Source organism: Variovorax sp. HW608 (assembly GCF_900090195.1).
In the GTDB taxonomy this organism is placed as follows: Bacteria; Pseudomonadota; Gammaproteobacteria; order Burkholderiales; family Burkholderiaceae_C; genus Variovorax.
The window spans coordinates 3657396-3670729 of sequence record NZ_LT607803.1; the positions used below are offsets into that span (position 1 = coordinate 3657396).

Genomic DNA, 13334 nt, shown 5'->3' on the forward strand with positions numbered 1-13334 from the left:
CAGCGGACGAAAAAAAGCCGGAACCGCATTGCTGCGGTTCCGGCTCTTTCTTGCCCCGACGCGCTGATTACAGGGCGGCTTGGCGGGTGAACGAAACCTTCGGCTTGTTGTACGCCGAAGGCACTTGGTCGCGGTAGAAGGCGCGACGGTCGAGGCTTTGCAGCGGGTTGTGGGCGGTTGCGACGGCCTCTTCACGCACGATGGCGCGATTGGTCGTCGATGCCACGATTTCCACGCCCGCGTTGGCGGCGTCGCCGTACGCGTTGCCGGCGCGGGCCGCAGCCACGGCGCTGCCTTGCACGTCGGCGCGGCTCGCGCCGGTGGTCAGGGGATGCACGCCGTCATAGGTTTCGGCGTTGGCGCCAGCGACGGCGAGGAGGGAGAGGGCAGCCGCGGCGATGATCTTCGAGGTGTTCATGTCAGGTTCCTTCAATGCGTTTGGACGATTCCGAACCGGTCGCGGGGTGTGTCGCCATCCTTTCGGAGGCCAACAGCGCTCAGTGCCTGTTCGTCCAGATCAGCTGGTTGTCGGCTGGTCCGTGGGATGAAGTTTGCGCGATTTTTCTAGGTAAAAACCCTCAGAAAAGGAAGCGCGGCGTCACCAAATTGGAAACAATCGACTGGGCGCCGGCGTGGCCGCCGGGCGCCTGAACGCACCGGAAAACCCCTCAATCGACGCCGACGCCGACCTTTTTCCCGGCGTCGACGATCTCGCGCCAGGTGGCGTCGTCGAGCCAGATGCCGTCCTGCTCGCGCGCGGCGCGCGCCCTGCGTTCGGGTTCGCCGGCGATCTGCACCGCATCGAAGCCGGCGCCCGGAGGACTCTGGCGCAACCAGTCGATGAAGGCCCGGGCCTCCTGCTCGAAAGTGGCCTCGGTGCCGAGCTTCGCGGGGTCGATGAGGACCGTGAGCATCCCGTTGAGCACCGTGCGCGCGGTGTCGGCCGGGCGATGCCATGTGCCGCCGCCGGTCAGCGCCCCGCCGAGCAGCTCGCAGGCCACCGCCATGCCATAGCCCTTGTGCTCGCCGAAAGTCATGAGCGCGCCGAAGAGACCATTGCTTTGCGGCACCACGACCACGCCCGGATCGGTGGTCGGTGCGCCGTGCTCGTCGATCAGGTAGCCGGTGGGCACGCGCTCACCCTTGTTGTGCGCGACGCGCATCTTGCCCTGCGCCACGCGGCTGGTCGCGAAGTCGAGGATGAAGGGTTCTGCGCCCGCGAGCGGCACGCCGATGCAGCAGGGGTTGGTGCCGAAGCGGCCATCGCCGCCGCCCCAAGGCGCGACCACCGGGCGCGACAGCACGTTGACGAAGTGCATCGACACGAGGCCCTCTGCGGTCGCCATCTCGGCGAAGTGGCCGATGCGCCCCAGATGGTGCGATTCGGCGAGCGAGACGATGCAGCTTCCGTTCTGCTTCGCGCGCGCGATGCCGAGTTCCATCGCCTGCACGCCGACGATCTGCCCGTAGCCGTGCTGCCCGTCGAGCGCCAGGATCGCGCCTGCATCGAGCTTGACCGCGATCGATGCATTGGGCTTGAGCCCGCCCTCGGCCACCGCATCGACATAGCGCGGCACCATGCCGACACCGTGGGAATCGTGGCCGCTCAGATTGGCCAGCACGAGGTTGCCTGCGACCTGTTCGGCCTCCGCCGGGGAACTGCCCGCTGCTTGAACGATGGCCGCGACCTGCTTGCGGAGCGTGGATGCCTGGATGGTTCTGGACATGGGTCTCTCTTTCTCACATGACCGCGCCGACTTGCCAGGGCACGAACTCGTTCTGGCCGTAGCCGTGCTTCTCGCTTTTCGATTGCTCGCCGGACGCGGTCGCCAGCACCAGCTCAAAGATGCGCCGGCCCATCTCCTGGATCGACGCCGTGCCTTCGACGATCTCGCCGCAGTTGATGTCCATGTCCTCTTCCTGCCGCTGCCAGAGCGCGGAGTTGGTCGCGAGCTTGAGCGAAGGCGAGGGCGCGCATCCGTACGCCGACCCGCGGCCGGTGGTGAAGCAGATCATGTTCGCGCCGCCCGCGACCTGCCCGGTGGCGCTGACCGGGTCGTAGCCGGGCGTGTCCATGTAGACGAAGCCGTGCGCGGTCACCGGCTCGGCGTATTCGTAGACCGCCTCGAGGTTGCTGGTGCCGCCCTTGGCGACCGCGCCGAGCGACTTCTCGAGGATCGTCGTGAGCCCGCCGGCCTTGTTGCCCGGCGAGGGGTTGTTGTTCATCTCGCCTTCGTTGATGGCGGTGTAGTGCTCCCACCAGCGGATGCGCTCGACCAGCTTCTCGCCGACCTCGCGCCGCACGGCGCGGCGCGTGAGCAGGTGCTCGGCGCCATAGACCTCGGGCGTTTCGGAAAGGATCGCCGTGCCGCCATGCGCCACCAGCAGATCCACCGCCGCGCCGAGCGCGGGGTTGGCGCTGATGCCCGAGTAGCCATCCGAGCCGCCGCACTGCAGCCCGATCGTGATGTGCGAAGCGCTGCAGGGCTCGCGCTTCACCACATTGGCGCGCGGCAGCATCTCGTTGATCAGTGCGATGCCTTTCTCGACCGTCTTGCGCGTGCCGCCGGTGTCCTGGATGTTGAAGACGCGCAGGTTCTCGCCTTCCTGGAGATTGCCCGTTGCGAGCCATGCATTGATCTGGTTCGCCTCGCAGCCGAGGCCGACGACCAGCACGGCCGCGAAGTTGGCGTGCGTCGCATAACCGGTGAGCGTGCGCTCGAGGATCTGCATGCCGAGCCCGCCGGCGTCCATGCCGCAACCGGTGCCGTGCGTGAGCGCCACCACGCCGTCGACGTTCGGAAAGGCTGCGAGCGCGGCCGGATTGGTCTTGCGCGAGAAGTGATCCGCGATCGCGCGCGCCGCGGTGGCCGAGCAGTTCACGCTGGTGAGCACGCCGATGTAGTTGCGCGTCGCCACGCGGCCATCGGCGCGCCGGATGCCCATGAAGCTCGCTTCGCGGTGCGCGGGCGCCGGCTTCACGTCGGCGCCGAAGGCGTAGTCGCGCTCGAAGTGGCCCTTGTCCGGCCCCATGTCGAGGTTGTGCGTGTGCACGTGCTCGCCGGGCGCGATCGCCCGGCTCGCGAAGCCGATGATCTGGTTGTAGCGCCGCACCGGCTCGCCCTGCGCGATCGCGCGCACGGCGATCTTGTGGCCCGGTGGGATCAGGCCGCGGGCAGTCACGCCCTCGACGGGCGTGCCGCCGAGCAACTGGCCGCGTGCGATCACGACGTCATCGGCTGGGTGTAGACGGATAAAGGGGTTCATCGTGTGGGTCTCGGAATGGCGATCGGAGCCGCCTGGAGGAATATTTTGGGCAGCGGAAGTACCAGCGACGCCATGGAGGTGATCAGCATCAGCTTGCCTTCGCGCGGCGCCAGCTCGCGCTGAATCGCTGGTGCGACTTGTCCATGTGCTCGTGCATCGCGCGCCGCGCGCCGTCCGCATCGCGGGCCGCGATGGCGTCGCGGATCGCTTCGTGCTCGGCGATCGCGCAGCGCCATGACTTCACGGTCTCGAAGTAGCCGCCGAGGCGCGTGAAGATCGGCCCCTTGCGCGAATCCCAGAAGGCTTGCACCGTCTCCGACAGCACCACGTTGCCGCAGGCGTCGACGACCGCGAGGTGAAAGGCCCGGTCGCCTTCGAGCGGCATGACGTTGCGGTCGGCCATCTCGCGCATGGCGTCGATCGCGCGCGTCATCGCGTCGACGTCCTTGCGCTTGCCGAGCGTGGCCGCGAGCGCCGCGGTCTCGCCCTCGACCACGCGGCGCGCACGAATGAGTTCGAGCGGACCCCATTCCGCCGCAGCGATGGGTTCGGCAGTGCGATGCGAGCGATCGAGCACGTAGATGCCGGAGCCCGTGCGCACCTCGACCCAGCCTTCGACCTCGAGCGCGATGAGTGCCTCGCGCACCGAAGGGCGACTCACGCCGAGCTGGTGGGAGAGGTCGCGTTCTGCCGGCAAACGATCGCCGATCGCGAACTCGCCGTTCGCGATCAGCGCGCGAAGCTGATCGGCGATCTGACGGTACAGGCGGCGGGGCTCGACGGTCTGGAGAGGCACGGCGTTGGAGACTTTAGGGTTGTCCCTGAATTGGACAAGTGGTCAGGCCAATTCAGAATACGGAGCGCATCGTACGGCAGCCATCGGGCGAAACCCTGAACGTTGCGGCCGCTGCGGCCGAAGGCCATTCGAAAGCTTCAACGAGGACACTCCATGAGACTCCAGGGCAAGACCGCGCTCGTGACCGCGGCCGGGCAGGGCATAGGGCATGCAAGCGCGCTCGCGCTGGCGGCCGAGGGCGCGCAGGTCTGGGCGACCGACGTGAACGAGAAACTGCTCGAGCGCTATGCGGGCATCGCCAACATTCACGCCACGAGGCTCGACGTGCTCGACAAGGATGCGATCGCGGCGTTCGTCAAGGGCATTCCGGCATTGGACGTGCTCTTCAATTGCGCGGGCGTGGTGCACAACGGCGCCGCGTTGCAGGCGAGCGATGAGGATCTGGATTTCGCCTTCCATCTCAACGTGCGCGCCCAGTTCCGGCTGATCAAGGCGGTGCTGCCGGGCATGCTCGCCAAGGGGCAGGGCAGCATCATCAACATGGCCAGCGTGTGTTCGAGCATCAAGGGGCTGCCCAACCGCTGCGTGTACGGCACCACCAAGGCGGCCGTCATTGGATTGACGAAGAGCATCGCGGCGGACTACGTGGCGCAGGGCGTCCGCTGCAACGCGGTGTGCCCGGGCACGGTCGACACGCCGTCGCTCACCGACCGCATCAATGCCAATGCCGATCCGGTCGAAGCGCGCAAGGCCTTCATCGCGCGGCAGCCGATGGGTCGTCTCGCGCAGGCGGAGGAGATCGCGCCGCTCGTCGTGTTCCTCGCGAGCGACGAATCGCAGTTCGTCACCGGGCAGGCCTACGCGGTCGACGGCGGCATCACGATATGAACCAGCTCGATTTCTCCGGCCGGCATGCCGTCATCACCGGCGGCGCCACCGGGCTCGGCTACGGCATTGCGCAGCGCCTGCTGGCCTCGGGCGGCAGCGTGACCATCTGGGACAGCAACGGCGAAGCGGCGACCAAGGCTGCGTGGTCGCTCGGTGCGAAGACCTTCGCGCTCACGGTCGACGTGGCCCGGCAGCCTTCGGTCGCGAAGGCGGTCGCGGCCACGCTGGCGCAGGCGGGGCGCATCGATGCGCTCGTCAACAGCGCGGGCATCACCGGACCCAACACCCGGCTCTGGGACTACCCGGTGGACGCATGGCGCGAGGTGATGGAGGTGAATCTGAATGGCCCCTTCATCTGCTGCCGCGAAGTCGTCGGCCAGATGCGCTCGCAGGGCTACGGGCGCATCGTCAACATCGCATCGGTCGCGGGCAAGGACGGCAATCCCAACGCCAGCGCCTACAGCGCGAGCAAGGCGGGCCTGATCGCGCTCACCAAGTCGCTCGGCAAGGAGCTCGCCGACACCGGCGTGCGCGTCAATTGCGTGACGCCCGCCGCGGTGAAGACCGCGATCTTCGACCAGATGACGCCGGACCATATCGCCTTCATGTTGTCGAAAATCCCGATGGGCCGCTTTGGCAAGATCGAGGAGATCGCGGCGATGGTCGCGTGGCTCTGCACGGAAGAATGCTCGTTCTCGACCGGCGCCGTGTTCGACCTCTCCGGCGGCCGATCGACTTACTGACACTGAAATCAAGCACAACGAAAGGAAAGACTGATGAAACTCGTTCGCTATGGCAACCCGGGCAAGGAGAAGCCGGGCCTCATCGATGGCGACGGCAATCTGCGCGACCTGAGCGCGGTGGTTAAGGACATCGGACCCGAGCAGCTCAGCGACGCCGCGCTCGCCAAGCTGCGCAAGGTCAAGGTCGACAAGCTCCCGCTGGTCAAGGGCAAGCCGCGCTACGGCTCGCCGGTCGCGAACGTCGGCAAGTTCATCGCCATCGGTCTCAACTATGCAGACCACGCGGCGGAATCGGGGCTGCCCATTCCCGCCGAGCCGGTGGTCTTCATGAAGGCGACGAGTTGCATCCAGGGCCCGGACGATCCGGTCATGCTGCCCAAGGGCTCGGTCAAGAGCGACTGGGAAGTCGAGCTCGGCGTTGTGATCGGTGCGCGCGCACGCTACGTGTCGCAGAAGGACGCGCTGAACTACGTCGCCGGCTACTGCGTGGTTAACGACGTCAGCGAGCGCGAATACCAGATCGAGCGCGGCGGCACCTGGGACAAGGGCAAGGGCTGTGACACCTTCGGCCCGATCGGCCCGTGGCTGGTCACGCGCGACGACGTGCCCAATCCGCAGAAGCTCTCGATGTGGCTCGACCTCAACGGCAAGCGCATGCAGACCGGCAATACCAAGACCATGATCTTCAACGTCGCCAGGATCGTGAGCTACCTGAGCCAGTTCATGACGCTCTTGCCCGGCGACGTGATCACCACCGGCACGCCGCCCGGCGTCGGCCTCGGCATGAAGCCGCCCCTCTATCTCAAGAAGGGCGACGTAATGACGCTCGGCATCGAAGGCCTGGGCGAGCAGCGGCAGGAAGTGATTCCGTTCAAGCTCTGATGGGCGCGTCGGCGGTCCTTGCCAAGCGGCCGGTTCAGGCCGCCGACGGCGAAGAGCGCTGATCGAGACGGTTTTCGAGCTGCGCGATGCGCGCCAGGAGCGTGTCATGGCGCGCGCCTTGTCGGCCAGACCGCGCTTGGCCTGCATCTCCCTGGTATGGCGACGGGTCTCGAAAAGAATCGAGCCCTGCAGGAAGATCACGTAGGCGAAGAAGAGCCCCATCACGGCGGTCAGTGCGAGCATGACCAGTCCGAGCGGTGCGTGCACTTGGGTGAAGCCGAGTGAAATGGCGTGCCGGCGCGGCAAGGAGCGCCCAGTTCAGCGCGGCGAGTACCGACATCGACAGCACGACAACGAACAAGACAGCGGCGGCGACTCCCACGGGACCCTTCGCGATGTCTCGACCTACTCACAGGCCAAGCTCATTGCGCTGACACGCAGATTGAACGAACGACCCAGGAAGACTCTCGACTTCCAAACGCCGGCTGAAACGTTCAGCCAGATCGTTGCATCGACCGGTTGAATCAGCACGTCATCGACGACGATCCCGCCGTGCGCGGCAGCCTGCTGCGCCTGCTCGATGGCGCGGGGGTGGGCAAGCGCCGCATTTGCCTCGGCCGACGAGGTCATTGTCAATCCGCCCGCTGGCGACGTGGCCTGCATCCTGCTCGACGTTCAGATGCCGGGCGTTTCGGGGCCGCAGTTGCAGCAGCGCCTGCTCGAGCGGGGAGACGCGCCGCCGGTGATCTTCATCACCGGACGCGGCGACCTGAGCGCTGGCGTGGACGCCATGAAGCTGGGGGCGGGGGACTTCCTGGAAAAGCCAGTGGACGGCGAAGTCCCGTTGGCGGCAGTGCGGCGCCGGCCGCCCGCGCCCACCCCCGCCGCGAGAGAGAAGGCGATCGGGGTCGCCGAGCGGGGGGAAGCGCAACAACCCGTTCGAGCGGCGGAGCGCCGCCACCTGGATTTTATAATTCACTATAGTTTGCTATAATTGGCAATATTCTCCTATGCGAGGCGCACCATGAATGAGGCGATCGTCTTCCACCGAAGCGCTCTTGCCGCGAACATGGCAAGACAGATACTGTTGTCGGGGACTCCTTCTGCCTCCGGCTCCGGCCTCTTCCTTGCCGCGCCGCGGCGCACTGGCAAGTCCACGTTTCTACGCGAGGACCTGCGCCCCCAGCTTGAGGCAGAGGGCGCCCTGGTCTTGTACGTCGATCTCTGGGCCGACCGGAAGGCGAACCCTGGCCTCGCCATCGTTTCGGCGATCCGCGCTGAACTTGCCAAACACGAAGGCGTCATCACCCGCCTGGCCCGGTCGGCAGGAATGGAAAAGGTGAACGTCGGCGGCGTCACGTTCTCGCTGGATCGAGTTGGACTGGGTGCGCAGGTATCGCTCAGCTCAGCACTGGCCGCGTTGTCGGATGAGGTGAAGCGAACGATCGTCCTGATCATCGACGAAGCTCAACACGCGATCACTACCGAGGATGGCTACGATGCCCTCTTCGCTCTGAAGGCCGGGCGCGACGAGTTGAACGGCAGCGGCCATCACGGCCTTCGCATCGTTGCCACCGGATCCAACAGAGACAAGTTGGCCATGCTGCGAAACAGCAAGGACCAGGCCTTCTTCGGTGCGCCGCTGGTTCAGTTTCCTGCGTTGGGAGCGGACTTCATCGAATGGTTCTGCAGCCGTATCCAACTTCCGGCACCACTGTCTCCCCCAGACGTTGAGAAGCTTTTCGCGCGAGCAGCCTTCCGGCCCGAAGTGATCGGCGCAGCCGCGGACCTGCTTAGGTTCGACTTCTCCCTTGCGGCAAAGGACGTTCCCGCACGATTCGCCGCGGCCGTCGACGAGCAGATTCAGGCCGGGGACGCCCAGATGTTGAGAGTTGTGCATGGGCTCACGCCTCTGCAATCGGCGGTTCTTCGGGTCATGGCGGCACGGGGTGCCGACTTCGCCCCGTTCGAGGCCGACACTCTCGCCGCCTATCGCCAGGTGCTGAATGCCATCGCGCCGGAGGAGCGCATCGAGCCCGACACCTCCAATGTGCAGCAGGTCTTGGTTGCATTGCAGGACAAGGCACTGATCTGGAGGGAGCGCCGTGGCGTCTATGCCCTCGAAGAAGGCACGCTTGCGGACCTTCTGCAATCTCACGGCTTGCTCGACATGGTATCGCCTCCGCCGGCGAACCTGAAAGTTCAGGGTTAGATGAATTCGCGGTTCACCCTGCCGTGAGCCCAAGACGACGCACACCGTTGAAGCGCCAGGAGCCAGGCGAAGGAAGTGCCGATGTCAGGTTTAGCTGTCACATGACGTGTACGCACTGGGCAAGTAAAAACGCCCCAGCCGGTTCGGTCGGCGTGGGGCGGAAAAGGTCGATGGTCGACCTTGGGGAACTCAATGTTTTAGGGAGCGCCGGCCGCAACCGGGTTCCCACGTGCGGTCACGGCGCCCGGGAACCTCCCGATCCGTGTTGTTTCGCGGATCGTTTCGTGACGCAACAATGAGCGCAACAAACTTCATAGCTCGGCCTGCGCGTGATCAGTGGGACCGTCAGCTGCAGGCGCGTGACCGGATTCGGTCGAAGCCGACTGGATTAATAGTTCCGCTTGCCGATCCGCTGCCTGGTCGCGCTGGTTCTGTGCGTCCGCCAGGCCGGGGGCGAATCTGCCGGCGCGGCGGAACGCACGATCCGAACCTGCGTAGTTCTCGGCGATCGTGCGCTTGCGTTTCTTGTAGTGCCCCATGACCATCGCCGTGACCTCGGATCCGATGGTCGCCTGCATGTTTGCGGCAGCGGTCGAACGGGTGTCGTAGAGCGAATAGAGCCGGCCGTCAGGGAATGCGCGCAAGCAGGCCTTGCGCAAAGCCGCCCTGCAACCGTCGAAGTAGCGCTGGAAGCCCCACGCGTCACTGCCTTCTCCGGTCAGGTACTGGCGCAAGTTGGTCAGGCGAGCGTCCACAGCTCCAACCCAACGGGGCGGTACCTCAATGTCGCGCCACGCGAGTCCGGCATTTCGCAGTTCCCACGCCCGAAGGCGACGAAGGCTTTCGATGGCGGCAGCGTTGCTCGAAGCGGTCCCAGCTTCTGCTTGGTCGAAGAAGGCCAGATTCTTGGCGAGCGCATCCGAGTGGCGCTTGGCCGCCGAGATGACAGCGGAGACGTTCTCCAGATCGGCCTCGGCCATCATGGCCAAATCTGCATCTGCGCGATTCAGGAGTCGTTCGGGAATGTGCTGCCAGGCGAACACTGCCTGCTTCTTCAGCTTCGCATTCGGCAGTCGGAGGATCCGGCGATCGCGATCGAACCAGTACGCGGTCTCCCATTCACCTGGGCGGGCCCCAGTGGCAATGCCGGCATTCAATCAGGCCGTGGTCTTCGTGCCTCAGGACTGCGGGGAGGATCGGGCGGCGAGAAGGCCGTTGAGCAACGGCCCGAGATCCTGCTCAGGAATGGCCCGCGCTTTCACCCGGCCGTTGCGTTTGATTTCTTGAGCAGCGCCTTGTCGTGGATTGAATGCGCTGATGAGCTCGAGCCCCTTTTCGCGATCGGCAGGCAGAAAGTCGATGCTGGGTTGCTTCAGGGCCCACACGATGGCGGCTCGATAGGTGCTCTTGGTGCCATCGGTGAGTGTCGTGTCCGCGCGCAGTTGCTCGATCAAGTCTGCGACCGTTACGAAATCGGGATCCAGGTTGATTGCGGCGGCGGTGCGGTCCACCAGCATGAAGTAGTTCCGCCGATAGCTGACGGCGGTCTTGTCAGTGACGGGCTGCACAGCGGATTCGTACCAGCTGCTGAGACGCTCCGTCGGAGCGTCGGCCTGCGAGAGAGGGTCCTGGATGGGAGGCGCGATCTGCGGGCTTTCCGGGGACGGGTGTCCGTTGTGGGTCGGCTCCCCAACGGAGTCGTTCGCTTGCGAGCTGCGGTTCAAGTCTTGATTGCTGTTCATCTGGTGCATGGTCCGGGCGCCAGGCCGGCGCTCGGAGGGTCTGGTTCAAGCGGTCGATTGGTTCTGGTGTGGACTTAGGCCATCTCTCGACCATGGCTCGCAAGGGACGGGGCCGACGGCCAGCTGGGTCCGCTCGGGACTGCAGGTTCCTCAGGGGCGCTCCCCCCCGATTCCCCCAAAATGGCCGATAAATGTGACGAGTTTTGGAAACAACTGCCAGAAATCGGCCGAAAACGGGTCCGAATCGGTCCTTGCGAGCAACTGGAGCTAAACATGCTTAGCTCCAGTTGCCTGTAACCTCGCCCCCCGCGCCGGGTCCCGTTGAAAAATCGGGAGGTCGGCGACTGCCGGCGCCACGGGCGCGCTCGACTGGCACTAAGCGCGCTTAGCTCCAGTTGCCCGCAGCTGCCCTTGCGCGACGAGCCGGGCCCATTCGCCAAGCAACTGGAGCTAAGCATGTTTAGCTCCAGTTGCGCGCAACGTGGAAAGCCGCCAAAACCTGACAGGCAACTGGGCCTAAGCATGGTTAGCACCAGTTCGTTTGCATGATTTCCGAACAACGCGGGCGCCAGCAGACAGCCAACTGGAGCTAAGCATGCTTAGCTCCAGTTCCGTGCTGTTCATTTGGGCTCCGCGGCTCGGCGGTTTCATTCGTACGACTCGCCGGCCAGCATTCGGCGGCCTGCGAAGCCGGGGACGCGCGGAGGAGGGCGGTCGTCGTCGCGCGCAGCTGTCGCGGCCGGTGGTTCGGCGTTCGAGGGGGTGCTTTGCTCGGGCCGCGCTACGGGCGCCGGCTCCTGCTTCACCGCGGGCACGGCGAACGAGGTCGCAGACATCGGATCGACGCGAGCGGGCGACAGGCTCGCTGGAGCCTGTTCGGACGTAACCGAACTCTCGGTCGCAGTTATCGGAGCGAGCGGAGCCTGCGAGTCTGCCGCTGGCGTGGCCGGCGTCGGTGCGCGCTGGACGTTCGAAACCGTGCCGATCACCTCATCGACCAGGCCTCCGGAGATCCGGGTCGAGAGGCCGTCCATGCGTCCATGCGGCGCAGGCGCTCCTCTTGGACGACCAGGCCCATCTCCATGAGCTGGCGGATGAAGCCGTTTCGTGCGCGGTCGCCGGGGCGCCCACTGAACTGCTCGATGGCACGAAACAGCATCGGGCTCTCACGCCGAAGGAACCGAATCCGAATGTCGAGGACGTCGTCGTTGGTGGCTTGGTCTCCGATTTTCTTCATCGCCAATTGCCCTTCAAGCCGCTTCGGCCCCGGCCAGAGCCTCGGCTTTCGCGATGCCTTCGCCGATGAGCTGTAGGCCCTCAACGTTGGCGAAGACCGAGTGCTTGGGCACGTAGATCGGCATGTCGGGCATGCGCTCGGCGATCTCTTCGGCGTAGTGCGCCGGGTGGCCACCGACCATCACGACCGTGTCGATGATGTCCCAGGCGCCCTTGATGCCGTTCATCATGATGCCCACCGGGTCGCGTACGGCGCGGCGCGCTGCGGCCAAGATCTCAGGATCTGCCATGTCGATCGCGCGGCCGTCGAGCTTGAAGACGGCGCCGGTACGCAGCGAGTTGTTCAAGCGGTTCAGGTTCGACGGGGCGATCGTGCGGCCGATCTTCGACTCCAGGTGCTCCTTGACCGTGGTCATGACGCGGTGGCGGCCCGCATCGGCCGCAGCTCCCGACACGTCGGTATTGGGCCGGCCGCGGTTCACGAGGAGCCAGTCCAGCGTGTACTCGCCCGGGTCGACCGTCACGATCGTCATGGTGTCGACCAGCTGGTTCCAGTCCGCCAGGGGTTTCAGGCCCGATTGCGGGTACTTGGCGATGACCTTGTTGATGCCGTCGATGTGCCGATTGAGGCTGTAGAAGCCACCCATGGGCTGCGGGCGCACGACGACCTTGTCGATGACCACGCTGCGCACGCCATCCAGATCGATGGTGCCCGTGTAGGCCTTCTTGAGCGCCGCCGGCTTGCTCGGATCGCGGAAGTGGCTGACGGGCAGGCCCAGGACGAGCACGTCGATGTGGTCCTCGTCCATATAAGAGAGAGCACCCCGATGAGAGCGTGGTACGGGGCGCCAACGTAGTACTTTTCGTCCAGGTGGCGCCCGAGTCCGAGCTGGAGGCGGCGCGGCTCATCACGTCCAGCCCGACGACGAAGGATTCGCCGTTGTACGTCACGCCTTGACGTTCTCGCTGTGGCGCTCCTCGAGTTCATAGCGGCGGCGATCGACGCCAAACGCGACGGACGGGAAGAGGGTCGTATTCGACCACTCCAACGTCGCCATCCTTGGTGGCGCAGCGCTCAACCAAGTAGGCGCTAGGCCAGCGCTAGTTCAATGTTGGTCGAGCGCTCGACCAGCGGAAATGAGCGGACCCTGCGAGGCCTGGCGAGGGAACAGACTTCGACCAGGATTGGCCTAACGATGGGATAAGTCTGGAAGCGTGCCGGTCCGATGCTCCGTGCTGGTCGAACGTTCAACCAGACTTCAACCAATTTTTCCGATGAATAGTGGGGCCGCAAGATCATGGTCTAGCAATCAACCAGACTTCGACCAACCCCGCTTGGGGCGCGTGACACGCCTACTTGGTCGAATGTTCGACCAACTCCGGGCGCGGCCAACATGCGAGCGCCGGCGGGTTCCACGTGGCCAGGCCCCCAGAGGGAGCAAGAAAAATGTAGTGCTTTGAAGTAGTTGGCCGCCGTATTCCCTTTGCCTCAGGAGCTTGTGCAGCAACTTCGATCTCGTTGACCCAAAACAAAGTCGTTGTAGTTGAGAACTTCCTCAGTCAATTGC

Annotated in this window: 14 protein-coding genes and 3 pseudogenes; 7 read left to right on the forward strand and 10 right to left on the reverse strand. The window is 65.1% G+C overall.

Annotated features, from left to right (window positions below; all coding sequences use genetic code 11):
• Positions 1-67: 67 nt before the first annotated feature.
• The gene (locus VAR608DRAFT_RS17180) at positions 68-418 is read right to left on the reverse strand and encodes an alpha/beta hydrolase (protein ID WP_088955153.1); all 351 of its coding nucleotides are present in this window, start codon (positions 416-418) and stop codon (positions 68-70) included.
• A 14-nt stretch (positions 419-432) separates the two neighbouring features.
• On the opposite strand from VAR608DRAFT_RS17180, the gene VAR608DRAFT_RS37110 reads away from it, so the two are divergent.
• Positions 433-651, forward strand: coding sequence for a hypothetical protein (locus tag VAR608DRAFT_RS37110; RefSeq protein WP_157731037.1), 219 nt, complete (start codon positions 433-435; stop codon positions 649-651).
• A 17-nt stretch (positions 652-668) separates the two neighbouring features.
• On the opposite strand, the gene VAR608DRAFT_RS17185 is transcribed toward VAR608DRAFT_RS37110, so the two are convergent.
• From VAR608DRAFT_RS17185 to VAR608DRAFT_RS17195, 3 genes are all read right to left on the reverse strand, one after another.
• Entirely contained in the window at positions 669-1727 is a 1059-nt protein-coding gene (locus VAR608DRAFT_RS17185) for a malate/lactate/ureidoglycolate dehydrogenase (RefSeq protein WP_088955154.1), read from the reverse strand.
• A 13-nt stretch (positions 1728-1740) separates the two neighbouring features.
• Entirely contained in the window at positions 1741-3267 is a 1527-nt protein-coding gene (locus tag VAR608DRAFT_RS17190) for a UxaA family hydrolase (RefSeq protein ID WP_088955155.1), read from the reverse strand.
• Between the two features lie 88 nt (positions 3268-3355).
• Complete coding sequence (locus VAR608DRAFT_RS17195) at positions 3356-4063, reverse strand: FadR/GntR family transcriptional regulator (RefSeq protein WP_088955156.1); 708 nt, start codon at positions 4061-4063, stop codon at positions 3356-3358.
• 153 nt (positions 4064-4216) lie between these two features.
• Between VAR608DRAFT_RS17195 and VAR608DRAFT_RS17200 the strand changes: the two genes are divergently transcribed.
• From VAR608DRAFT_RS17200 to VAR608DRAFT_RS17210, 3 genes are read left to right on the forward strand one after another with little or no spacing between them, the layout of a single operon-like run.
• A complete protein-coding gene (locus tag VAR608DRAFT_RS17200; protein WP_088955157.1) occupies positions 4217-4951 on the forward strand; it encodes an SDR family oxidoreductase in 735 nt (244 codons plus the stop codon).
• A complete protein-coding gene (locus VAR608DRAFT_RS17205) occupies positions 4948-5694 on the forward strand; it encodes an SDR family NAD(P)-dependent oxidoreductase (protein ID WP_088955158.1) in 747 nt (248 codons plus the stop codon). Before VAR608DRAFT_RS17200 ends, VAR608DRAFT_RS17205 begins: the two co-directional genes overlap by 4 nt.
• 33 nt (positions 5695-5727) lie before the next feature.
• Positions 5728-6576, forward strand: coding sequence for a fumarylacetoacetate hydrolase family protein (locus VAR608DRAFT_RS17210; RefSeq protein ID WP_088955159.1), 849 nt, complete (start codon positions 5728-5730; stop codon positions 6574-6576).
• A 108-nt stretch (positions 6577-6684) separates the two neighbouring features.
• Here the strand turns inward: VAR608DRAFT_RS17210 and VAR608DRAFT_RS38560 are convergent.
• A pseudogene (locus VAR608DRAFT_RS38560) lies at positions 6685-6916 on the reverse strand (LapA family protein); the annotation flags it as partial.
• 60 nt (positions 6917-6976) lie between these two features.
• On the opposite strand from VAR608DRAFT_RS38560, the pseudogene VAR608DRAFT_RS38025 reads away from it, so the two are divergent.
• The 3 genes and pseudogenes from VAR608DRAFT_RS38025 to VAR608DRAFT_RS17225 form a co-directional block, all read left to right on the forward strand.
• Positions 6977-7099, forward strand: a pseudogene (locus VAR608DRAFT_RS38025) (IS30 family transposase); the annotation flags it as partial.
• 129 nt (positions 7100-7228) lie between these two features.
• Positions 7229-7570: a response regulator gene (locus VAR608DRAFT_RS38285; RefSeq protein ID WP_269458566.1), complete on the forward strand. Its 342-nt coding sequence runs from the start codon at positions 7229-7231 to the stop codon at positions 7568-7570.
• A gap of 30 nt (positions 7571-7600) precedes the next feature.
• Positions 7601-8788 (forward strand): ATPase, encoded by a 1188-nt coding sequence (locus VAR608DRAFT_RS17225; RefSeq protein ID WP_088958829.1) that lies wholly within the window; start codon positions 7601-7603, stop codon positions 8786-8788.
• 311 nt (positions 8789-9099) lie between these two features.
• On the opposite strand, the gene VAR608DRAFT_RS17230 is transcribed toward VAR608DRAFT_RS17225, so the two are convergent.
• The 5 genes and pseudogenes from VAR608DRAFT_RS17230 to VAR608DRAFT_RS38395 all read right to left on the reverse strand — a co-directional run.
• Positions 9100-9945, reverse strand: a complete 846-nt coding sequence (locus tag VAR608DRAFT_RS17230) for a hypothetical protein (protein ID WP_088955161.1) — start codon at positions 9943-9945, stop codon at positions 9100-9102.
• Between the two features lie 21 nt (positions 9946-9966).
• Entirely contained in the window at positions 9967-10539 is a 573-nt protein-coding gene (locus VAR608DRAFT_RS17235; RefSeq protein WP_088955162.1) for a hypothetical protein, read from the reverse strand.
• A gap of 976 nt (positions 10540-11515) precedes the next feature.
• Positions 11516-11773 (reverse strand): hypothetical protein, encoded by a 258-nt coding sequence (locus tag VAR608DRAFT_RS17245; protein ID WP_088955164.1) that lies wholly within the window; start codon positions 11771-11773, stop codon positions 11516-11518.
• Between the two features lie 7 nt (positions 11774-11780).
• Positions 11781-12413 carry a hypothetical protein gene (locus VAR608DRAFT_RS17250; protein WP_331713039.1) on the reverse strand — a complete coding sequence of 211 codons (633 nt, stop codon included), beginning with the start codon at positions 12411-12413 and terminating at the stop codon, positions 11781-11783.
• 6 nt (positions 12414-12419) lie between these two features.
• A pseudogene (locus VAR608DRAFT_RS38395) lies at positions 12420-12578 on the reverse strand (hypothetical protein); the annotation flags it as partial.
• Positions 12579-13334 lie beyond the last annotated feature (756 nt).

Bases quoted from the DNA above. Each gene is read 5' to 3' on its own strand.
- VAR608DRAFT_RS17205 (WP_088955158.1), top strand. From the start codon at position 4,948: ATGAACCAGCTCGATTTCTCCGGCCGGCATGCCGTCATCACCGGCGGC.
- VAR608DRAFT_RS17190 (WP_088955155.1), bottom strand. From the start codon at position 3,267: ATGAACCCCTTTATCCGTCTACACCCAGCCGATGACGTCGTGATCGCA.
- VAR608DRAFT_RS17225 (WP_088958829.1), top strand. From the start codon at position 7,601: ATGAATGAGGCGATCGTCTTCCACCGAAGCGCTCTTGCCGCGAACATG.
- VAR608DRAFT_RS17200 (WP_088955157.1), top strand. From the start codon at position 4,217: ATGAGACTCCAGGGCAAGACCGCGCTCGTGACCGCGGCCGGGCAGGGC.
- VAR608DRAFT_RS17185 (WP_088955154.1), bottom strand. From the start codon at position 1,727: ATGTCCAGAACCATCCAGGCATCCACGCTCCGCAAGCAGGTCGCGGCC.
- VAR608DRAFT_RS17210 (WP_088955159.1), top strand. From the start codon at position 5,728: ATGAAACTCGTTCGCTATGGCAACCCGGGCAAGGAGAAGCCGGGCCTC.
- VAR608DRAFT_RS17235 (WP_088955162.1), bottom strand. From the start codon at position 10,539: ATGCACCAGATGAACAGCAATCAAGACTTGAACCGCAGCTCGCAAGCG.
- VAR608DRAFT_RS37110 (WP_157731037.1), top strand. From the start codon at position 433: ATGCGTTTGGACGATTCCGAACCGGTCGCGGGGTGTGTCGCCATCCTT.
- VAR608DRAFT_RS17250 (WP_331713039.1), bottom strand. From the start codon at position 12,413: ATGGGTGGCTTCTACAGCCTCAATCGGCACATCGACGGCATCAACAAG.
- VAR608DRAFT_RS17180 (WP_088955153.1), bottom strand. From the start codon at position 418: ATGAACACCTCGAAGATCATCGCCGCGGCTGCCCTCTCCCTCCTCGCC.